Genomic DNA, 19,524 nt, shown 5'->3' on the forward strand with positions numbered 1-19,524 from the left:
CCCCCCGGAATCCCGGGAGCGGCGATGGGTCGTTCGCGTGCTGCACGTATGTGCCCAGACCTGGGAGCGGCTGCCCGGCAGGTCCGTCCCGTACGGACCCGGCGGGTTTCCCGGCTGCGGATGCGACCTCCCCTAACCCTGGTGAAGCCGTTTCTTTCGACAGAGAGGTTGGTTCATGCCGAACCAGTCCCGCCCCAAGGTCAAGAAGTCGCGTGCCCTCGGCATCGCGCTGACGCCGAAGGCCGTCAAGTACTTCGAGGCCCGCCCCTACCCGCCGGGCGAGCACGGCCGCGGCCGCAAGCAGAACTCGGACTACAAGGTCCGTCTGCTCGAGAAGCAGCGTCTGCGCGCCCAGTACGACATCAGCGAGCGCCAGATGGCGCGCGCCTACGACCGCGCCAAGAAGGCCGAGGGCAAGACGGGTGAGGCGCTGGTCGTCGAGCTCGAGCGCCGCCTCGACGCCCTGGTCCTGCGTTCGGGCATCGCCCGCACCATCTACCAGGCCCGTCAGATGGTCGTCCACGGCCACATCCAGGTGAACGGCCAGAAGGTCGACAAGCCGTCCTTCCGCGTCCGTCCCGACGACGTCGTCATGGTCCGCGAGCGCAGCCGCACCAAGCCGCTGTTCGAGGTCGCCCGCGAGGGTGGCTTCGCCGCCGACGGCGAGACCCCCCGCTACCTCCAGGTCAACCTGAAGGCGCTGGCGTTCCGCCTCGACCGCGACCCGAACCGCAAGGAGATCCCGGTCATCTGCGACGAGCAGCTGGTCGTCGAGTACTACGCCCGCTGACGCGAGCGCGGTACCGCCCACGCGGTGTTCAGCCCGCCGCTTCCCCGCCCTTGCCGGTGGGGGAGCCGGCGGGCTTCCGCGTCCCCGGGACCCCCGTGGCCCCGGTCGTGCGGAACGGGCGCCGCGCCCCCGGGTCCTCCCGGCCGGCTCCGGCCGGACCGCGCCGCCCGGCGAGCGCGCGTTCCGCCGTCGCGTCCGGCGAGAGCCCCCGCCCCTCGCGGAACGCCTCCTCGTACGCCTCCGCCCCCAGCGCCTCCCGCGCCCGCTCCTCGCACAGCTCCCCGGGACCGCCGAACGACCGCGAGCCGAAGAGCCGGACGCCCACGACGTCCCAGACCGGCACCGCCGCCCCCTGGAGGACCGCCGCCTCCGCCGGGTCCCCCTCGCTCACCGTCACCAGGGCGAGCAGCTCGACCGCCAGGACCAGTCCGACCAGGTCGCGGAAGGTGTGGTTGATCGAGACGCACTCGGTCAGGAGCTCCCTCGCCTCCCCGTACGCGCCCCGCGTCCACGCCGCGTACGCCAGGACGTAGAGGGCGTACGCCCGGGTCCACAGCTCCCCGTGCTCCTCGCAGATCTCCCGCACCTCCCGGCACAGGGCCGCGGCCCCCTCCAGGTCGCCCCGGAAGGCCCGCGCCATCGCCACCTCGACCCGGCCCATCAGCACGTTGCTGTTCAGCTCGCCGGCCTCCCGGTAGGCGTCGAGCGCCCGGCCGATCAGCTCCTCCGCCCGCCCGGCGTCGTCCGAGAGCAGCGCCAGACAGCCCATCCGGTGCGTCGCGTACGCCTCCGCCAGCGCGTTCCGCGACGACCGGGCCAGCTCCCGGCACTCGTGGAGCGCCGCCACCGCCGCCGTGCCGTCCCCCCGCAGGACCGACACGTACCCCAGGACCCACAGCGCCTTGAGCCGCGCCTCCGGGTGCCCGGAGTCCAGCGCCAGCGCCCGGTCCAGCCAGTGCCGCCCCTCGGACAGGCGCCCGCAGCCCACCCAGGCGAACCAGAGCGTGCCCGCCAGGTGCTGGGCGAGGTGCGCGTCCTCCGGGAGTTCCAGGCACAGGTCGAGGGCCGCCCGCAGATTGGGCAGCGCCACGTCCGTGCACGCCGCCACCTCCGCCTGGCGCGGGCCGAACCACTCCAGCTCGCACCAGGTGGCCAGCCCCACGTACCAGTCGCGGTGCCTGCGCCGCATCCGCTCCGTGTCGCCCAGCGCCGCCAGCCACTCCGCCCCGTACGCGGCGACCGTGTCCAGCATGCGGTGGACGGGACCCGCCGGCGTGTCCTCCCGCGACACCACGGACTGGGCGAGGAGCCCTCCCAACAGATCCAGGATTCGTTCCGGCGGCAGCTCGGGGCCACCGCACACGTACTCCACCGCCTCCAGGTCGAAGGGGCCCGCGAACACCGAGAGCCGCGCCCAGAGCAGCCGCTCCGCCGGGGTGCACAGCTCGTGGCTCCAGCCGATCGCCGTCCGCAGCGTCCGGTGGCGGGGGAGGGCCCCGCGCTCGCCGTCCGCGAGGAGCCGGAACCGGTCGTCGAGCCGCCGCAGCACCTGCTCGACGGAGAGGAGGGGAAGCCGTACGGCCGCCAGTTCGAGCGCGAGCGGAATCCCGTCGAGCCGCCGGCACAGCTCCCGCACGGCCCCCGGAACGCCTCCGTCCGCCACGGCCGGGTCCCCGGCCCCCCCGGCCCCGGGCGGTGCGCCCGGCAGCACCGGCGCGCCCGCCTCCGCCGCCCGCTCGGCCAGCAGCGCCACCGCGTCCGCCTCGTCCATCGGCGCCAGCGGGAACACCGCCTCGCCCGCCACCCGCAGCGGTCTGCGGCCGGCCGCGAGGACGGTCAGCCCGGGCGCGTGCGCGAGCAGGTCGCGCAGCAGCGGCGCGCACCCCTCCACCAGGTGCTCGAAACCGTCCACCACCAGCAGGAGCCGGCGCTCCGCCAGGTGTTCCCGCAGCGCCTCGCGCGGCGGCCTCGGCGTGTGGTCGGTCAGGCCCACCGCCTCGGCCAGGGCGTGTGCCACCAGGTCCGGGTCGCGCAGCGGCGCCAGCCCGGCGAACCGGACCCCGTCGCCGTGGCGCTCCCGCGCCCCCGAGGCCGCCCGCAAGGCCAGCCGCGTCTTGCCGACGCCGCCCACGCCCACGATCGTGACCAGCCGGGACGTCCCGAGGAGCGCCCTCAGGGCGGTCTCCTCGGCGGCCCGTCCGACGAACCGGTTCAGCTCCGCCGGGAGATTGCTCCGTCGCATGGGACACGGAGCGTACTCACCCCCGCGCGCTCCGTACAACCGGTTCCCGCCACCGGTCTTCCGCGGGCCCCGCGGGCACCGACGCGGACCGTAATGCGGTACGGCGCGACAGTCCGGGCGCGATAGGGTCGGGGGACGACTTTTCACAAGGCCCAACGACAGCAGAGAGCGGTGCAGCGTGACCGGTGGAGAGGTTGCCGGGCTCCTGGTGGCCGTCTTCTGGGCGATCCTCGTCTCCTTCCTCGCCGTGGCACTGGCGAGGCTGGCGCAGACGCTCAGGGCGACCACCAAGCTCGTGGCGGACGTGACCGAACAGGCCGTTCCCCTGCTCGCCGACGCCTCGGCCACGGTGCGCTCGGCGCAGACGCAGCTCGACCGGGTGGACGCCATCGCGTCGGACGTCCAGGAGGTCACCTCCAACGCCTCCGCGCTCTCCACCACCGTCGCCTCCACCTTCGGCGGCCCGCTCGTCAAGGTGGCCGCCTTCGGCTACGGCGTGCGCCGGGCGCTCGGCCGGAGCCGGGACGGGGAGGGCGCCCCGCGCGCCTCCGCGCGCCGTACCGTGGTCGTCGGCCGTACCGTGCCGTTCTCGCGACCCCGGAAGCAGAAGGGCTGAGCCGTATGTTCCGCCGCACGTTCTGGTTCACGGCCGGCGCAGCCGCCGGCGTGTGGGCCACCACCAAGGTCAACCGGAAGCTGAAGCAGCTGACCCCCGAGAGCCTCGCGGCCCAGGCCGCGAACAAGGCGGTCGAGACCGGCCACCGGCTCAGGGACTTCGCCCTCGACGTGAGGGCGGGCATGGTCCAGCGGGAGGCCGAACTCGGCGAGGCGCTCGGACTCGACGCCGCCGCCGACGGCCCGGACGCGGGCCGGGAGCTTCCGGAACCCCGCCGCAGGGCCGCGCTCGGCCCCGCACCCACGTACTTCACGTCCCCCACGCGTTCGTTCAACCGGAATGAGGACCACTGATGGAGTCGGCTGAAATCCGCCGCCGCTGGCTGAGCTTCTTCGAGGAGCGCGGGCACACCGTCGTCCCTTCGGCGTCGCTCATCGCGGACGACCCGACTCTGCTGCTCGTCCCCGCCGGCATGGTGCCCTTCAAGCCCTACTTCCTGGGCGAGGTCAAGCCGCCCTTCTCGCGCGCCTCCAGCGTGCAGAAGTGCGTGCGCACCCCCGACATCGAAGAGGTCGGCAAGACCACCCGCCACGGCACGTTCTTCCAGATGTGCGGCAACTTCTCCTTCGGCGACTACTTCAAGGAAGGCGCCATCAAGCTCGCCTGGGAGCTGCTGACCACCCCGGTCGAGCACGGCGGCTACGGGCTCGACCCGGAGAGGCTCTGGATCACCGTCTACCAGGAGGACGACGAGGCCGAGCAGATCTGGCGCGACGTCGTCGGCGTCCCCGCCGAGCGCATCCAGCGCCTCGGCAAGAAGGACAACTACTGGTCGATGGGCGTTCCCGGCCCCTGCGGCCCGTGCTCCGAGATCAACTACGACCGCGGTCCCGAGTTCGGCGCCGAGGGCGGCCCGGCCGTCAACGACGAGCGGTACGTGGAGATCTGGAACCTGGTCTTCATGCAGTACGAGCGCGGCGAGGGCTCCGGCAAGGACGACTTCCCGATCCTCGGTGAGCTGCCGTCGAAGAACATCGACACGGGCCTCGGCCTGGAGCGCCTGGCGATGATCCTCCAGGGCGTCCAGAACATGTACGAGACGGACACCCTCAAGGTCGTCATCGACAAGGCCACCGAGCTGACCGGCGTCCGGTACGGCACGTCCCACGAGAGCGACGTCTCCCTCCGCGTGGTCGCCGACCACATGCGCACCTCCGTCATGCTCATCGGCGACGGGGTCACCCCCGGCAACGAGGGCCGCGGCTACGTGCTGCGCCGCATCATGCGCCGCGCCGTCCGCAACATGCGCCTGCTCGGCGCCACCGGCCCGGTCGTCCAGGACCTCGTCGACACCGTGATCAACACCATGGGCGAGCAGTACCCCGAGCTGGTCACCGACCGCAAGCGCATCGAGACCGTCGCCCTCGCCGAAGAGGCCGCCTTCCTCAAGGCCCTCAAGGGCGGCACCAACATCCTCGACACCGCCGTCACCGAGACCAAGGCCTCCGGCGGCACGGTCCTCTCCGGCGACAAGGCGTTCCTGCTCCACGACACCTGGGGCTTCCCGATCGACCTCACCCTGGAGATGGCCGCCGAGCAGGGCCTCTCCGTGGACGAGGACGGCTTCCGCCGCCTGATGAAGGAGCAGCGGGACCGGGCCAAGGCCGACGCCAAGGCCAAGAAGACCGGCCACGCCGACATGACCGCGTACCGGGAGATCGCCGACGGCAGCGGCGCCACCGAGTTCACCGGCTACACCAGCACCGAGGGCGAGTCCACGGTCGTCGGCCTCCTCGTCAACGGCGTCCCCTCGCCGGCCGCCTCGGAGGGCGACGAGGTCGAGGTCGTCCTCGACCGCACCCCGTTCTACGCCGAGGGCGGCGGCCAGATCGCCGACCAGGGCCGCATCAGGCTGCACAGCGGTGCCGTCATCGACGTCCGCGACGTGCAGCAGCCGGTTCCGGGCGTCTCGGTGCACAAGGGTTCCGTGCAGGTCGGCGAGGTGACCGTGGGCGCCACCGCCTACGCCGCCATCGACGTGCGCCGCCGCCGGGCCATCGCCCGCGCCCACTCGGCCACCCACCTCACCCACCAGGCGCTGCGCGACGCCCTCGGCCCGACGGCCGCCCAGGCCGGTTCCGAGAACCAGCCCGGCCGCTTCCGCTTCGACTTCGGTTCCCCGAACGCCGTCCCCGGCACGGTCCTCACCGACGTCGAGCAGAAGATCAACGAGGTCCTCGCGCGCGAGCTGGAGGTCCACGCCGAGGTCATGCCGATCGACGAGGCCAAGCGCCAGGGCGCCATCGCCGAGTTCGGCGAGAAGTACGGCGAGAAGGTCCGCGTCGTCACCATCGGGGACTTCTCCAAGGAGCTGTGCGGCGGCACGCACGTCCACAACACCGCCCAGCTGGGTCTGGTGAAGCTGCTCGGCGAGTCCTCGATCGGTTCCGGCGTGCGCCGCATCGAGGCCCTCGTCGGCGTCGACGCCTACCACTTCCTCGCCAAGGAGCACACGGTCGTCGCCCAGCTCCAGGAGCTGGTCAAGGGCCGCCCCGAGGAGCTGCCGGAGAAGATCTCCTCCATGCTCGGCAAGCTGAAGGACGCCGAGAAGGAGATCGAGAAGTTCCGCGCGGAGAAGGTCCTCCAGGCCGCCGCCGGTCTCGTCGAGTCCGCCCGTGACGTCCGGGGCGTCGCCCTGGTGACCGGACAGGTGCCGGACGGCACCACCGCCGACGACCTGCGCAGGCTGGTCCTCGACGTCCGCGGCCGGATTCCGGGCGACCGTCCGGCCGTCGTCGCCCTCTTCACCACCGTGGGCGGCAAGCCGCTGACGGTCATCGCCACCAACGAGGCGGCCCGCGAGCGCGGCCTCAAGGCCGGCGAGCTGGTCCGCACGGCCGCCAAGACCCTCGGCGGCGGTGGCGGCGGCAAGCCGGACGTGGCCCAGGGCGGCGGCCAGAACCCGGAGGCCGTCGGCGAGGCCGTCGCCGCCGTCGAGCGCCTCGTGACGGAGACGGCGTGACGATGCGCCGCGGCCGCCGCATCGCGGTCGACGTCGGGGACGCCCGGATCGGGGTCGCCTCGTGCGACCCCGACGGGGTCCTCGCCACGCCGGTGGAGACCGTGCCGGGACGCGACGTCCCGGCCGCCCACCGGCGGCTCCGCCGGATCGTCGAGGAGTACGAGCCGATCGAGGTCGTCGTGGGCCTGCCCCGCTCGCTCAGCGGGCGGGAGGGTCCGGCCGCCGCCAAGGTCCGCGCCTTCGCCCGGGAGATGGCGAAGGGCGTGGCCCCGGTCCCGGTCCGGCTGGTGGACGAGCGCATGACCACGGTCACCGCCACCCAGGGCCTGCGGGCCTCCGGGGTGAAGGCGAAGAAGGGGCGGTCCGTCATCGACCAGGCCGCCGCGGTGGTCATCCTGCAGAACGCCCTTGAGTCCGAACGGGTATCAGGCAATCCGCCCGGTGAGGGCGTCGAAGTGGTCATCTGATCGCGATACGGTAACGTTCCGCGCGATACGGCGGCGTTCGAACAGCTGCCGTACTACGTAGAGGCGGATCGTCCGGAAGCCTCGCGGCTGTTTTGGGGATCGATGACTGAGTATGGCCGGGGCTCCGGCTCCGAACCGTGGCACCCCGGGGACCCGCTCTACGGGGACCAGGGGTGGGACGGTCGGCAGCAGCACCCGCACCCGCAGCAGGCGAACCAGTACGGCCACGAGGACCGGGGCCACCAGGACCCGTACGGCCAGGGCGGCCACGGAGGCCAGGGTGCCCACGGAGGCCAGGGCGGCCAGGGGTACGAGGGCGATCCCTACCAGCAGTACGGGGAGTACGAGCAGCAGGCGCAGCAGTACCCGTACCAGCAGCAGTCGCAGGGCTACGCCGATCCCCAGTACCAGCAGCAGCACCAGCAGCACCACCCCCAGCATCAGCAGCAGCACCAACAGCAGTACCAGCAGGCGTACGACCAGCAGCAGTACGGGACGGGGCAGCAGGGCGAGTACGACACGCCCGGGCACCTCGGACAGCAGTACGACGGCAGCTGGGAGTCGGGCCAGGCGGCGATGGCGTACGGCGCGCCCCCGGCCGATCCGTACGGCGGCCAGGACCCGGACCTGTACGGCACGTCCGGGGCCTACCCCCCGCCCCAGCCCCCCGGCCGCCGGCAGGACCCGCCGGAGCCGGTGATCGACTGGGCCCCGGAGGAAGAGGAGCACCCGGAGGAGGAGAAGCACCCCTTCTTCACCGGCGAGGACGACGACCGCGACGGCCGGAACGGCCGTGACGCCCGGGGCGCCCGGGACGACTACGACGACGACTACGACGACGAGGAGCCGGCGCGCGGCCGCGGCTCCCGCGGCGACGACCGCGAACGCCGGGGCAAGGCGAAGAAGCGCAAGGGCAAGAACGGCATGGCCTGCCTGGTCGTCGCGGCCGTCCTGACCGGCACCGTGGGCGGCATCGGGTACTTCGGCTACAAGTTCTGGCAGGGCCAGTTCGGCGCGGTCCCCGACTACGCGGGAAGCGGCAGCGGCGAGGTCCAGGTCGAGATCCCCAAGGGCTCCTACGGCTCCGACATCGGCAACATCCTGAAGAAGGCGGGCGTCGTCAAGAGCGTCGACGCCTTCGTGTCGGCCCAGCAGAAGGACCCCAAGGGCAACACGATCCAGGCGGGCGTCTACACGCTGAAGAAGGAGATGTCGGCGGAGAGCGCGGTCAGGCTGATGCTCGATCCGGCGAGCCAGGCCAATCTGGTCGTTCCGGAGGGCAAGCGCAACGTCTGGGTCTACGAGAAGCTCGACGAGCGCCTGGGCCTCAAACCGGGCACCACGAAGGAGATCGCCCACACGAAGGCGGACTCCCTGGGGCTGCCCGACTGGGCCAAGAAGCACCCCGAGCTCAAGGACCCGCTGGAAGGATTCCTCTTCCCCGCGAGCTACCCCGTCGCCAAGGGCACCAAGCCCGAGGACGCGCTGCGCAAGATGGTGACCCGCGCGAACCAGGAGTACGCCAAGCTGGGCCTGGAGGGGAAGGCGAAGGAACTGGGCGTCGAGGGACCGTGGGAGCTCGTCACGGTCGCGAGCCTGGTCCAGGCCGAGGGCAAGACCCACGACGACTTCCGCAAGATGGCGGAGGTGGTCTACAACCGCCTCAAGCCGGACAACCACGAGACCAACCAGAAGCTCCAGTTCGACTCGTCCCTGAACTACCTGAAGGGACAGAGCGAGATCAAGATCTCCGAGAAGGAGGCCCACAGCAACCAGGACCCGTACAACACGTACGTGCACAAGGGACTGCCGCCGGGACCGATCGGCAACCCGGGCAACGAGGCCCTCGCCGCCATGCTCAACCCGACCAGCGACGGCTGGATCTACTTCGTGGCCACGGACGGCATGAACAAGACCGAGTTCGCCAAGACACTGGCGGAGCACAACAAGCTGAGGGACAAGTTCAATGCCCACACGAACCAGTGAGACGGCCCGTCGCGCGGCCGTCCTCGGTTCGCCGATCGCCCACTCCCTCTCCCCGGTCCTGCACCGCGCCGCGTACGCCGCGCTCGGCCTCGACGACTGGTCGTACGAGCGCTTCGAGGTGGACGAGGCCGCGCTGCCCGGGTTCCTGGACGGACTGGGCGGCGGCTGGGCCGGGCTCTCGCTGACCATGCCGCTCAAGCGGGCGGTCATCCCGCTGCTCGACGAGGTCGGCGACACGGCCGCGTCCGTGGAGGCCGTCAACACCGTCGTCCTCCGCGAGGACGGACGGCGGGTCGGCGACAACACCGACATCCCCGGCATGATCGCCGCCCTGCGCGAGCGGGGCGTCGAGAAGGTGGAGGCCGCCGCCGTCCTCGGCGCCGGCGCCACCGCCTCCTCCGCGCTCGCCGCCCTCGCCCGCGTCTGCGCCGGCCCCGTCACCGCGTACGTACGGAGCGAGGCGCGGGCCGGGGAGATGCGCGGCTGGGGCGAACGGCTCGGCGTGGACGTGCGCACCGCCGACTGGGAGCGCGCGGCGGACGCCTTCGAGGCCCCGCTGGTGATCGCGACCACCCCCGCCGGGACGACGAACGCCCTGACGGGCGCCGTTCCGGCCACCGTCGGCACCCTCTTCGACGTCCTCTACGACCCCTGGCCGACCCCGCTGGCCGCCGCCTGGTCCGACCGGGGCGGCAAGGTCGTCGGCGGCCTCGACCTCCTGGTCCACCAGGCCGTCCTCCAGGTCGAGCTGATGACGGGCCGCGCGCCGGCCCCCCTCGCCGCCATGCGGGCGGCGGGAGAACGGGCACTGGCGGCCCGGTAAGCTCCCTCCCGGCGCCGGGAACCGGCCGGCGCCGAGGGGGGAACGGGGAACATGAGCGGGGAGACGGCGCTGGCGTCCAAGGGGGACGCCGTCTTCGACGTGATGCGCTTCCTGGCCGTGGCGTTCCTCGACGACCTGCCCGCATGGGCGCGGTACACCCTCCTCGTCCTCTTCGGTTCGGCCGTCCTGTACGGCCTCCTCTCCTGGTGGCGGAACAGGTTCGGCGCCGCCCCGGGGAGCACCCGCGGGAGCGGGGAGGCCGCTCCGCCGCACGAGCCCCCTGTCCGCTGACCGGACCGGCAACCGGGCGGTCGCTCCGGCGTGGGAGGATCGGGGACGGCGGGCCAGGGCCGCGCACCCGGGCGCGCCGTCGCAGTGCCAGGCGCGAGCATGAGGAGCATCGTTGAGCAGGTTGCGTTGGCTGACGGCTGGAGAATCCCACGGACCCGCGCTGGTCGCGACCCTCGAGGGTCTCCCCGCCGGTGTCCCGGTCACCACGGAACTGGTGGCCGACCACCTCGCGCGGAGGCGCCTCGGTTACGGACGCGGCGCCCGGATGAAGTTCGAGCAGGACGAGATCACCTTCCTGGGCGGCGTCCGGCACGGACTCTCCCTCGGTTCCCCGATCGCCGTCATGGTCGGCAACACCGAGTGGCCCAAGTGGGAGAAGGTCATGTCGGCCGACCCGGTCGACCCCTCGGAACTCAAGGAGACGGGCCGCAACGCGCCCCTGACCCGCCCCCGCCCCGGCCACGCCGACCTGGCCGGCATGCAGAAGTACGGCTTCGACGAGGCCCGGCCGATCCTGGAGCGCGCCAGCGCCCGCGAGACCGCCGCCCGTGTCGCCCTCGGCGCCGTCGCCCGCTCCTTCCTCAAGGAGGCCGCCGGCATCGAGATCGTCTCCCACGTCGTCGAACTGGCCGCCGCCAAGGCCCCCTACGGCGTCCACCCCACCCCCGCCGACGTCGAGAGGCTCGACGCCGACCCGGTCCGCTGCCTCGACGCCGACGCGTCGAAGGCGATGGTCGCCGAGATCGACCAGGCCCACAAGGACGGCGACACCCTCGGCGGCGTGGTCGAGGTCCTGGCGTACGGCGTGCCCGTCGGCCTCGGCTCCCACGTCCACTGGGACCGCCGCCTCGACGCCCGCCTCGCCGCCGCCCTCATGGGCATCCAGGCCATCAAGGGCGTCGAGGTCGGCGACGGCTTCGACCTCGCCCGCGTGCCCGGCTCCAGGGCCCACGACGAGATCGTCCGCACCGAGGACGGCATCAGGCGCGCCTCCGGCCGCTCCGGCGGCACCGAGGGCGGCCTCACCACCGGCGAACTGCTGCGCGTCCGCGCCGCGATGAAGCCCATCGCGACCGTCCCGCGCGCCCTCGCCACCATCGACGTCGCCACCGGCGAGGCCGCCGCCGCCCACCACCAGCGCTCCGACGTCTGCGCCGTCCCCGCCGCCGGCATCGTCGCCGAGGCCATGGTCGCGCTCGTCCTCGCGGACGCCGTCCTGGAGAAGTTCGGCGGCGACAGCGTCCCGGAGACCCGCCGCAACGTGCGGTCGTACCTCGACAACCTCCAGATCCGGTGACCGCCGGACCCCTGGTCGTCCTCGTCGGCCCGATGGGTTCCGGCAAGTCCACGGTGGGCGCGCTCCTGGCCGAGCGGCTGGGCGCGCCCTACCGGGACACCGACGCCGACATCGTCGCCGCCGAGGGACGCGAGATCTCCGACATCTTCGTGGAGGACGGCGAGGAGCACTTCCGCGCCCTGGAGCGGGCGGCCGTCGCCCGCGCCGTCGCCGAGCACGAGGGCGTCCTCGCCCTCGGCGGCGGCGCGATCCTCGACGCCGGCACCCGGGACCTGCTCGCCGGGCTGCCCGTCGCGTACCTCTCGATGGACGTCGAGGAGGCGGTCCGCCGCGTCGGCCTCAACACCGCGCGGCCGCTGCTCGCCGTCAACCCGCGCCGCCAGTGGCGCGAGCTGATGGAGGCGCGCCGCCACCTCTACACCGAAGTAGCCCGCGCGGTCGTCGCCACCGACGACCGCACCCCCGAGGAGGTCGCGGACGCGGTCCTCTCGGCACTGGAACTCAAGAAGGACGCATGACGACGGACCAGGAAGTGACCCGCATCCACGTGGCGGGCAGCGCGGGCACGGAGCCGTACGAGGTGCTGGTCGGCCGGCAGCTGCTCGGCGAGCTCCCCGGCCTGATCGGCGACCGGGCCAAGCGGGTCGCCGTGATCCACCCCGAGGCCCTGGCCGGCACCGGCGAGGCCCTCCGCGCCGACCTCGCCGAGCAGGGGTACGAGGCGGTCGCCATCCAGGTGCCGAACGCCGAGGAGGCCAAGACCGCCGAGGTCGCCGCGTACTGCTGGAAGGCCCTGGGCCAGACCGGCTTCACGCGCACCGACGTCGTCGTCGGCGTCGGCGGCGGCGCCACCACCGACCTGGCCGGCTTCGTCGCCGCGACCTGGCTGCGGGGCGTGCGCTGGATCGCCGTGCCGACCACCGTCCTGGCCATGGTCGACGCGGCCGTCGGCGGCAAGACCGGCATCAACACCGCCGAGGGCAAGAACCTCGTCGGCGCCTTCCACCCGCCCGCCGGGGTCCTCTGCGACCTCGCCGCCCTCGACTCGCTGCCGGTGCACGACTACGTCAGCGGCCTCGCGGAGATCATCAAGGCCGGCTTCATCGCGGACCCGGTGATCCTCGACCTCATCGAGGAGGACCCGGAGGCGGCCCGTACGCCGGCCGGGCCGCACACCGCCGAACTGCTCGTCCGCTCGATCGAGGTCAAGGCCGAGGTGGTCTCCGGGGACCTCAGGGAGTCCGGCCGCCGCGAGATCCTCAACTACGGCCACACCCTCGCCCACGCCATCGAGAAGAACGAGCGCTACAAGTGGCGCCACGGCGCCGCCGTCTCCGTCGGCATGGTCTTCGCCGCCGAACTCGGCCGCCTCGCCGGCCGCCTGGACGACGCCACCGCAGACCGGCACCGCGCGATCCTGGAGTCCGTCGGCCTGCCGCTCACCTACCGCGGCGACCAGTGGCCCAAGCTCCTGGAGACCATGCGGGTCGACAAGAAGTCCCGCGGCGACCTGCTGCGGTTCATCGTCCTCGACGGGCTCGCCAAGCCGACCGTCCTGGAGGGCCCCGACCCGGCCGTCCTGGTCGCGGCGTACGGCGAGGTGTCGGCGTGAGCGGGCCGCGTCCGGGCCGCCCGGTCCTCGTGCTGAACGGCCCGAACCTGGGCCGGCTCGGCTCCCGCGAGCCCGACATCTACGGCGCCACCTCCTACAAGGGGCTCGTGGAGTCCTGCCGCGCCCTCGGGGCGGAACTCGGCTTCGACGTCGAGGTGCGGGAGACCAACGACGAGGGCGAGATGATCCGCTGGCTCCACGAGGCGGCGGACGGCTCGGTCCCGGTGGTGGTCAACCCGGGCGCGTTCACGCACTACTCGTACGGGATGCGGGACGCGGCCGCCCAGCGGACCGCGCCGCTGATCGAGGTGCACATCTCGAACCCGTACGCCCGCGAGGAGTTCCGGCACACCTCGGTGATCGCGGCCGTGGCGACCGGAACCGTCGCCGGGTTCGGCGTCGGCTCCTACCGGCTGGCGCTGCGGGCGCTCGCCGAGGAACTGTCCGGCTGACGGGGCACCCGGGGAGGCCCCCGGCCGTTCCCCCCGTGGGGGCCGGGGGCGGTAACGTTCCGCCGTCCGGGGTACACGACCGGCCCCGGAGGACATCAGGCGTACGAGACGGAGTGGCACCGGATGCAGCACGCAGTGGGGGGCCCGCTGCCACCGCACGCGCGGCCGGGCGGGGCGCCCGGCCCCGTCCCCGGAGCGGGGGACGGCATCAGGGGCGGACAGCCGCCCGTACCGGGGGGCGCCCCCCACCCGGGGCCGGACGCCCGCCCCCGCCCCGGCGTCCACCCCGCCCTCCCGGACGGAGTCCCCGGGCCCCCGTACGCCCCGCCGCCCGCGGGGCCCGGCGCGCCGGGCTGGAGCACCCCCGGCGCCGTACCGCCGCGTCCGGCGGGCGGACCGCCCCCGGCCGAGGGCCCCCGGCCCCCCGCCCCCGGGCAGCAGCCTCCCGCCACGGCCCCGCACCACCCCGCCGCGCCGCCGCACCACGGCGACCTCACCGGCCAGGTCCCGCCGTCGCCTCCCGCGCCCGCCGCGGAGCACGGCGCGGGGACCGGTGCCGCGACCCTCGCCGTGCTGCTGATAGGACCGGCCGGCGCCGGCAAGACGACCGTCGCCCGGCACTGGGCGCGGCGCCGTCGCGTGCCCACCGCCCACATCAGCCTGGACGACGTCCGCGAGTGGGTCTGCTCCGGCTTCGCCGACCCCCAGTCCGGGTGGAACGAGCACTCCGAGGCGCAGTACCGGCTCGCCCGCCGCACCTGCGGCTTCGCCGCGCGCAACTTCCTCGCCAACGGGATCTCCTGCATCGTCGACGACGCGGTCTTCCCGGACCGGCCCGTCGTCGGCCTCGGCGGCTGGAAGCGGCACGTCGGACCCGGCCTGCTGCCCGTCGTCCTCCTGCCCGGCCTGGAGGTCGTCCTGGAGCGCAACGCCGAGCGCAGCGGCAACCGGCGCCTCTCGGACGAGGAGGTCGCCGCCATCCACGGCCGGATGGCCGGCTGGTACGGCTCGGGCCTGCCGATCATCGACAACTCCGCGTACGACGTCGAGACCACCGCCCGCGTCCTGGACGACGTCCTCGCCCGCGCGATCGCGAGCCCGCCCGCCTGGTGACCGGGGTCCGCCCGGTCGGCCGCCCTGAACAGGCCGCCGCGGCCCGGCCCTCGTAGGCTCGGGGCATGTCAGAGGTGTATGCGGACCGCCGTGTACGGCTGCGCGACCGGTGCGCGGCCGCGGGCAGCCCGGCGGCCCTGGTCTCCCGCCCCGCCAACGTCCGCTACCTCGCGGGCGGTTCCCCGCCGGGGTCCGTCCTGCTCGTCGGCCCGGAGCCGGAGGCGGACGTCCTGCTCCGCCCCGTCGCGCCCGGGGACGAACCGGCGGACGGGCGGATCGACGAACTGCTCCGGCAGCAGGTCCTGCCCACCGGGGGAGGGGACCCGGCCGTGACGGCCGTCGACCTCGCCCGCCGGGCGGGCGCCGACGCGCTCGCCGTCGAGGAGCACCACCTGACGGTCGCCCGGCACCGGGCCATGGGCGCCGTCGCGCCCGGACCGCGCCTCACCGACCTCGCCTGCGCCGTGGAGCAGCTCAGGATCGTCAAGGACGAGGACGAGATCGCCTGCCTGAGGATCGCCGCCGAGATCACCGACCAGGCCCTCGGGGAGCTCCTGGAATCGATCCTGGTGGGACGGACCGAGCGCCACCTCGCCCTGGAGCTGGAGCGCCGGCTCGTCGACCACGGCGCCGACGGGGCCGCCTTCCCCACCTCGGTGGCGACCGGCCCGCACTCGGGGCGCCGGGGCCACCGGCCCACCGACCGCCGGGTCGAGGAGGGCGATTTCCTCTCCGTCTGCCTCGGCGCCGACTACCGCGGCTACCGGTGCGAGATCGGCCGCACCTTCGTCATCGGAACGGCTCCCGCCGACTGGCAGATCGAGCTGTACGAGGTCGTCTTCGCCGCTCAGCGGGCCGGACGGGAGGCCCTGGTGCCGGGCGCCGAGTACCGGGACGTGGACCGGGCGGCCCGCCGGATACTGAAGGCGGCGGGGCACGCGGAGGCCGCCGTACCCCTCACCGGGCACGGGGTGGGGCTCGAAATCGACGAGGACCCGCAGTTGTCGCCCTCGGCCATGGGTAAACTGGACGCTTGTGTGCCGGTCACCGTCGAACCGGGGGTCCACCTCCCGGGCCGGGGCGGAGTCCGGATCGATGACACGCTCGTCGTGCGCCAGGAGGCGGACGGCGGACCCGAGCTACTCACCATCACGACCAAGGAGCTGCTCGCGCTGTGAGGCGCGTACGCCTCCCCGGTCCCACGTCAGTCCAGGAGATTCCGCAACCGTGGCTTCCACGAACGACCTCAAGAACGGCATGGTGCTCAAGCTCGAAGGCGGCCAGCTCTGGTCCGTCGTCGAGTTCCAGCACGTCAAGCCCGGCAAGGGCCCGGCCTTCGTGCGCACCAAGCTCAAGAACGTGCTGTCCGGCAAGGTCGTCGACAAGACCTTCAACGCGGGCGTGAAGGTCGAAACGGCCACCATCGACCGCCGTGACATGCAGTTCTCCTACATGGACGGCGACTACTTCGTCTTCATGGACATGGAGACCTACGACCAGCTGCACGTCGACCGCAAGGCCGTCGGCGACGCCGCCAACTTCCTCGTCGAGGGCTTCACCGCCTCCGTCGCGCAGCACGAGGGCTCGGTGCTCTACGTCGAGCTGCCGGCCGCCGTCGTGCTGACGATCCAGCACACGGACCCGGGCGTCCAGGGCGACCGCTCCACCGGCGGCACCAAGCCCGCCACGCTGGAGACCGGTCACGAGATCCAGGTGCCCCTCTTCATCACCACCGGTGAGAAGATCAAGGTCGACACGCGCACCAGCGACTACCTCGGCCGGGTGAACGACTAACCGTGGCCGCCCGGAGCAAGGCCCGCAAGCGCGCCTTCCAGATCCTCTTCGAGGCCGACCAGCGCCGCGCCTCCGTCCAGGAGGTCCTCGCGGACCAGGTCCGGCACGCCCGGTCGGACGACCGGCAGCCGCCGGTGAACGAGTTCACCATGCAGCTGGTGGAGGGGTACGCGTCCCACGTGGCGCGGATCGACGAGCTCATCGCCACCTACGCGGTGGACTGGGACCTCGACCGGATGCCCGCCGCCGACCGGAACATCGTGCGCCTCGGCGCGTACGAGCTGATCTGGGAGGACGGTACGCCGGACGCGGTCGCGATCGACGAGGCGGTGCAGCTCGCCAAGGAGTTCTCCACCGACGAGTCCCCGGCCTTCGTCAACGGCCTGCTGGCGCGCTTCAAGGACCTGAAGCCGCGCCTGCGCCGGGACGCGGACGTCTGAGTCCACGCGAACCTCCGAGTCCGTCGCGTTCCGGCGGCCGAAGGGCCCGCGGCACCGAGTGCCGCGGGCCCTTCGGCGTACCCCCGGGACGTTCGCGCGGGGCCGGAACGCCACGGGGCCCGTGGACGTCGATGACGTCCACGGGCCCCGGCGGTACGTTTCTGCGGGCCCCGGAAGGGGTCAGCTCTCCTCGTGGGCGACCGCGCGCCGCGCGTCCGCGTCCAGCACGCCCCAGCTGATCAGCTGCTCGGTGAGGACCGAGGGGGACTGGTCGTAGATGACGGCGAGGGTGCGCAGGTCGTCCTGGCGGATCGACAGCACCTTGCCGTTGTAGTCGCCGCGCTGCGACTGGATCGTCGCCGCGTAGCGCTGGAGGGGGCCGGCCTTCTCCTGCGGGACGTGGGCCAGGCGCTCCAGGTCCAGGACCAGCTTCGGCGGCGGCTCGGCGGCCCCGCCCGGCGTGGTGCCCGGCAGGAGCTCCTGCACCGGCACCCCGTAGAAGTCGGCCAGCTCGGCAAGGCGCTGCACGGTCACGGCGCGGTCGCCGCGCTCGTACGAGCCGACCACCACGGCCTTCCAACGGCCCTGGGACTTCTCCTCCACCCCGTGGAGCGAGAGACCCTGCTGAGTGCGGATGGCACGGAGTTTGGCCCCGAGCTGCTTTGCGTATTCGCTGGACATAACGCTCCCGGACGCTGTGACGACATGCGGCTGCGCCGCGCGGCTGGTAACTCACTGTGAGGTTACGCAGCGTTACACCCACCCGTCAAGCCGAAAGGTCCGTACCGCCCTCTCCCGGGGGACGGCGCCCGGGGGAGCGCCGGGGGTGCGCGAGGAGCGCCGCACCACCCCTGGTAGAGTTGACGCGCAAGTCAGACGTCCTTTAAGAGCCGTCCCGTGAGGCGGAGAAGGAGGTCCGTTTCTCATGGACACCCGGCTGGACACCCAGCAGCAGTACGGCGACGACGCGCGGCCCGTTCTCGAAGGCCCCGACATCGCGCGGGTCCTCACCCGCATCGCCCACGAGATCGTCGAACGCGCCAAGGGCGCCGACGACGTGATTCTCCTCGGCATCCCCACCCGCGGCGTCTTCCTCGCCCGCCGGCTCGCCGAGAAGCTCGCCGCCATCACCGGCGCCCAGGTCCCCGTCGGCTCCCTCGACATCACCATGTACCGGGACGACCTGCGCCTGAAGCCCGCCCGCGCCCTCGGCCGCACCGAGATCCCCGGAGACGGGATCGACGGACGCCTCGTCGTCCTCGTGGACGACGTCCTCTTCTCCGGCCGGACCATCCGCGCCGCCCTCGACGCCCTCGGCGACATCGGCCGCCCCCGTGCCGTCCAGCTCGCCGTCCTCGTCGACCGCGGCCACCGCGAGCTGCCCATCCGCGCCGACTACGTCGGCAAGAACCTCCCCACGTCGCTGCGGGAGACGGTCAAGGTCCTGCTCGCCGAGGAGGACGGTCGCGACACCGTCCTGCTCGGCACCAGGCCCGCCTCCTAGCCGGACCGGCTTTCCCGCCGGGGCCGGGGCACCCCCCTGCGCCCCCGCATGCCCTCACGCCTCCCCACCACGGAGAGAACCCCCGATGATGCGTCACCTCATCTCGGCCGCCGACCTCACCCGCGACGACGCCGTACTGATCCTCGACACCGCCGAGGAGATGGCCCGGGTGGCCGACCGGCCCATCAGGAAGCTGCCGACCCTGCGCGGCCGCACCATCTGCAACCTCTTCTTCGAGGACTCCACCCGGACCCGGATCTCCTTCGAGGCCGCCGAGAAGCGCCTCTCCGCCGACGTGATCAACTTCGCGGCCAAGGGCTCCAGCGTCTCCAAGGGCGAGTCCCTCAAGGACACCGCCCAGACCCTGGAGGCCATGGGCGTCGACGCGGTCGTCATCCGGCACGGCGCCTCCGGCGCCCCGTACCGCCTCGCCACCTCCGGCTGGATCGACGCCCCCGTCGTCAACGCCGGCGACGGCACCCACCAGCACCCCACCCAGGCCCTCCTGGACGCCTTCACCATGCGCCGCCGCCTCGTCGGCCGGGACGCCGGGCTCGGCCGGGACCTGGCCGGACGGCGCATCACGATCGTCGGCGACGTCCTCCACAGCCGCGTCGCCCGCTCCAACGTCGACCTGCTGCACACCCTCGGCGCCGAGGTCACCCTGGTGGCCCCGCCCACCCTGGTCCCCGTCGGCGTCGAGACCTGGCCCTGCGAGATCTCGTACGACCTCGACGCCGTGCTGCCGAAGTCCGACGCGGTGATGATGCTGCGCGTGCAGCGCGAGCGGATGAACGCCGCCTTCTTCCCCACCGAGCGCGAGTACTCGCGCCGCTACGGCCTCGACGGCGAGCGGATGGCGAAGATGCCCGAACACGCCGTCGTGATGCACCCCGGCCCCATGGTCCGCGGCATGGAGATCACCGCCGAGGTCGCCGACTCCGACCGCTGCACGGTCGTCGAACAGGTCGCCAACGGCGTGTCCGTCCGCATGGCCGTCCTCTATCTGCTCCTTGGCGGCTCCGAGCCCGCCGTCACCACCACCCCCGCCGCGCGCACCGAGGAGAACAAGTAA

The 19,524-nt window shown here is 73.1% G+C and carries 20 protein-coding genes; 18 read left to right on the forward strand and 2 right to left on the reverse strand.

The window, feature by feature from the left end:
- Positions 1–175 precede the first annotated feature (175 nt).
- The gene (gene rpsD / locus ACZ3IL_RS17280; protein ID WP_030214918.1) at positions 176–790 is read left to right on the forward strand and encodes a 30S ribosomal protein S4; all 615 of its coding nucleotides are present in this window, start codon (positions 176–178) and stop codon (positions 788–790) included.
- Between the two features lie 28 nt (positions 791–818).
- On the opposite strand, the gene ACZ3IL_RS17285 is transcribed toward rpsD, so the two are convergent.
- On the reverse strand, positions 819–3,032 hold the full coding sequence (locus ACZ3IL_RS17285) for an ATP-binding protein (RefSeq protein WP_467391190.1): 2,214 nt from the start codon (positions 3,030–3,032) through the stop codon (positions 819–821).
- A 178-nt stretch (positions 3,033–3,210) separates the two neighbouring features.
- On the opposite strand from ACZ3IL_RS17285, the gene ACZ3IL_RS17290 reads away from it, so the two are divergent.
- From ACZ3IL_RS17290 to nusB, 15 genes are all read left to right on the forward strand, one after another.
- Positions 3,211–3,648, forward strand: coding sequence for a DUF948 domain-containing protein (locus ACZ3IL_RS17290; RefSeq protein WP_467391192.1), 438 nt, complete (start codon positions 3,211–3,213; stop codon positions 3,646–3,648).
- 5 nt (positions 3,649–3,653) lie between these two features.
- A complete protein-coding gene (locus tag ACZ3IL_RS17295; RefSeq protein WP_467391194.1) occupies positions 3,654–4,001 on the forward strand; it encodes a DUF6167 family protein in 348 nt (115 codons plus the stop codon).
- Positions 4,001–6,670, forward strand: coding sequence for an alanine--tRNA ligase (gene alaS, locus ACZ3IL_RS17300; RefSeq protein WP_467391196.1), 2,670 nt, complete (start codon positions 4,001–4,003; stop codon positions 6,668–6,670). Before ACZ3IL_RS17295 ends, alaS begins: the two co-directional genes overlap by 1 nt.
- 2 nt (positions 6,671–6,672) lie before the next feature.
- Positions 6,673–7,137, forward strand: a complete 465-nt coding sequence (ruvX, locus tag ACZ3IL_RS17305) for a Holliday junction resolvase RuvX (RefSeq protein WP_467391347.1) — start codon at positions 6,673–6,675, stop codon at positions 7,135–7,137.
- 102 nt (positions 7,138–7,239) lie between these two features.
- Positions 7,240–9,123, forward strand: a complete 1,884-nt coding sequence (gene mltG / locus ACZ3IL_RS17310; protein WP_467391198.1) for an endolytic transglycosylase MltG — start codon at positions 7,240–7,242, stop codon at positions 9,121–9,123.
- The gene (locus ACZ3IL_RS17315) at positions 9,104–9,946 is read left to right on the forward strand and encodes a shikimate dehydrogenase (RefSeq protein WP_467391200.1); all 843 of its coding nucleotides are present in this window, start codon (positions 9,104–9,106) and stop codon (positions 9,944–9,946) included. The genes mltG and ACZ3IL_RS17315 overlap by 20 nt, the downstream gene beginning before the upstream one ends.
- Before the next feature lie 51 nt (positions 9,947–9,997).
- Positions 9,998–10,237, forward strand: a complete 240-nt coding sequence (locus tag ACZ3IL_RS17320; RefSeq protein ID WP_467391202.1) for a hypothetical protein — start codon at positions 9,998–10,000, stop codon at positions 10,235–10,237.
- A gap of 112 nt (positions 10,238–10,349) precedes the next feature.
- Positions 10,350–11,534 carry a chorismate synthase gene (gene aroC / locus ACZ3IL_RS17325; protein WP_467391204.1) on the forward strand — a complete coding sequence of 395 codons (1,185 nt, stop codon included), beginning with the start codon at positions 10,350–10,352 and terminating at the stop codon, positions 11,532–11,534.
- The gene (locus tag ACZ3IL_RS17330; RefSeq protein ID WP_467391206.1) at positions 11,531–12,052 is read left to right on the forward strand and encodes a shikimate kinase; all 522 of its coding nucleotides are present in this window, start codon (positions 11,531–11,533) and stop codon (positions 12,050–12,052) included. The genes aroC and ACZ3IL_RS17330 overlap by 4 nt, the downstream gene beginning before the upstream one ends.
- The gene (gene aroB / locus ACZ3IL_RS17335; RefSeq protein ID WP_467391208.1) at positions 12,049–13,146 is read left to right on the forward strand and encodes a 3-dehydroquinate synthase; all 1,098 of its coding nucleotides are present in this window, start codon (positions 12,049–12,051) and stop codon (positions 13,144–13,146) included. The genes ACZ3IL_RS17330 and aroB overlap by 4 nt, the downstream gene beginning before the upstream one ends.
- Positions 13,143–13,598 carry a type II 3-dehydroquinate dehydratase gene (aroQ, locus tag ACZ3IL_RS17340; RefSeq protein WP_467391210.1) on the forward strand — a complete coding sequence of 152 codons (456 nt, stop codon included), beginning with the start codon at positions 13,143–13,145 and terminating at the stop codon, positions 13,596–13,598. Before aroB ends, aroQ begins: the two co-directional genes overlap by 4 nt.
- A gap of 123 nt (positions 13,599–13,721) precedes the next feature.
- Positions 13,722–14,711, forward strand: a complete 990-nt coding sequence (locus ACZ3IL_RS17345) for an AAA family ATPase (RefSeq protein WP_467391212.1) — start codon at positions 13,722–13,724, stop codon at positions 14,709–14,711.
- A gap of 65 nt (positions 14,712–14,776) precedes the next feature.
- The gene (locus ACZ3IL_RS17350; protein WP_467391214.1) at positions 14,777–15,889 is read left to right on the forward strand and encodes an aminopeptidase P family protein; all 1,113 of its coding nucleotides are present in this window, start codon (positions 14,777–14,779) and stop codon (positions 15,887–15,889) included.
- A gap of 49 nt (positions 15,890–15,938) precedes the next feature.
- A complete protein-coding gene (gene efp, locus ACZ3IL_RS17355; protein ID WP_467391216.1) occupies positions 15,939–16,505 on the forward strand; it encodes an elongation factor P in 567 nt (188 codons plus the stop codon).
- Between the two features lie 2 nt (positions 16,506–16,507).
- Positions 16,508–16,945 carry a transcription antitermination factor NusB gene (gene nusB, locus ACZ3IL_RS17360; RefSeq protein ID WP_467391218.1) on the forward strand — a complete coding sequence of 146 codons (438 nt, stop codon included), beginning with the start codon at positions 16,508–16,510 and terminating at the stop codon, positions 16,943–16,945.
- 180 nt (positions 16,946–17,125) lie between these two features.
- Here nusB and bldD read toward each other — a convergent pair whose 3' ends face one another.
- Complete coding sequence (bldD, locus tag ACZ3IL_RS17365; RefSeq protein ID WP_005319862.1) at positions 17,126–17,626, reverse strand: transcriptional regulator BldD; 501 nt, start codon at positions 17,624–17,626, stop codon at positions 17,126–17,128.
- Positions 17,627–17,870: 244 nt separating this feature from the next.
- Between bldD and pyrR the strand changes: the two genes are divergently transcribed.
- On the forward strand, positions 17,871–18,449 hold the full coding sequence (gene pyrR / locus ACZ3IL_RS17370; RefSeq protein ID WP_467391221.1) for a bifunctional pyr operon transcriptional regulator/uracil phosphoribosyltransferase PyrR: 579 nt from the start codon (positions 17,871–17,873) through the stop codon (positions 18,447–18,449).
- A gap of 85 nt (positions 18,450–18,534) precedes the next feature.
- Positions 18,535–19,524 (forward strand): aspartate carbamoyltransferase catalytic subunit, encoded by a 990-nt coding sequence (locus tag ACZ3IL_RS17375; protein ID WP_467391223.1) that lies wholly within the window; start codon positions 18,535–18,537, stop codon positions 19,522–19,524.

It is taken from the genome of Streptomyces sp. NPDC014907 (assembly GCF_055562975.1).

Excerpts from the sequence above, each read along its gene's own strand:
- rpsD (WP_030214918.1), top strand. The coding sequence starts at position 176 with ATGCCGAACCAGTCCCGCCCCAAGGTCAAGAAGTCGCGTGCCCTCGGC.
- ACZ3IL_RS17285 (WP_467391190.1), bottom strand. The coding sequence starts at position 3,032 with ATGCGACGGAGCAATCTCCCGGCGGAGCTGAACCGGTTCGTCGGACGG.
- ACZ3IL_RS17295 (WP_467391194.1), top strand. The coding sequence starts at position 3,654 with ATGTTCCGCCGCACGTTCTGGTTCACGGCCGGCGCAGCCGCCGGCGTG.
- alaS (WP_467391196.1), top strand. The coding sequence starts at position 4,001 with ATGGAGTCGGCTGAAATCCGCCGCCGCTGGCTGAGCTTCTTCGAGGAG.
- ruvX (WP_467391347.1), top strand. The coding sequence starts at position 6,673 with ATGCGCCGCGGCCGCCGCATCGCGGTCGACGTCGGGGACGCCCGGATC.
- mltG (WP_467391198.1), top strand. The coding sequence starts at position 7,240 with ATGACTGAGTATGGCCGGGGCTCCGGCTCCGAACCGTGGCACCCCGGG.
- ACZ3IL_RS17315 (WP_467391200.1), top strand. The coding sequence starts at position 9,104 with ATGCCCACACGAACCAGTGAGACGGCCCGTCGCGCGGCCGTCCTCGGT.
- ACZ3IL_RS17320 (WP_467391202.1), top strand. The coding sequence starts at position 9,998 with ATGAGCGGGGAGACGGCGCTGGCGTCCAAGGGGGACGCCGTCTTCGAC.
- aroB (WP_467391208.1), top strand. The coding sequence starts at position 12,049 with ATGACGACGGACCAGGAAGTGACCCGCATCCACGTGGCGGGCAGCGCG.
- ACZ3IL_RS17345 (WP_467391212.1), top strand. The coding sequence starts at position 13,722 with ATGCAGCACGCAGTGGGGGGCCCGCTGCCACCGCACGCGCGGCCGGGC.
- ACZ3IL_RS17350 (WP_467391214.1), top strand. The coding sequence starts at position 14,777 with ATGTCAGAGGTGTATGCGGACCGCCGTGTACGGCTGCGCGACCGGTGC.
- bldD (WP_005319862.1), bottom strand. The coding sequence starts at position 17,626 with ATGTCCAGCGAATACGCAAAGCAGCTCGGGGCCAAACTCCGTGCCATC.
- pyrR (WP_467391221.1), top strand. The coding sequence starts at position 17,871 with ATGGACACCCGGCTGGACACCCAGCAGCAGTACGGCGACGACGCGCGG.
- ACZ3IL_RS17375 (WP_467391223.1), top strand. The coding sequence starts at position 18,535 with ATGATGCGTCACCTCATCTCGGCCGCCGACCTCACCCGCGACGACGCC.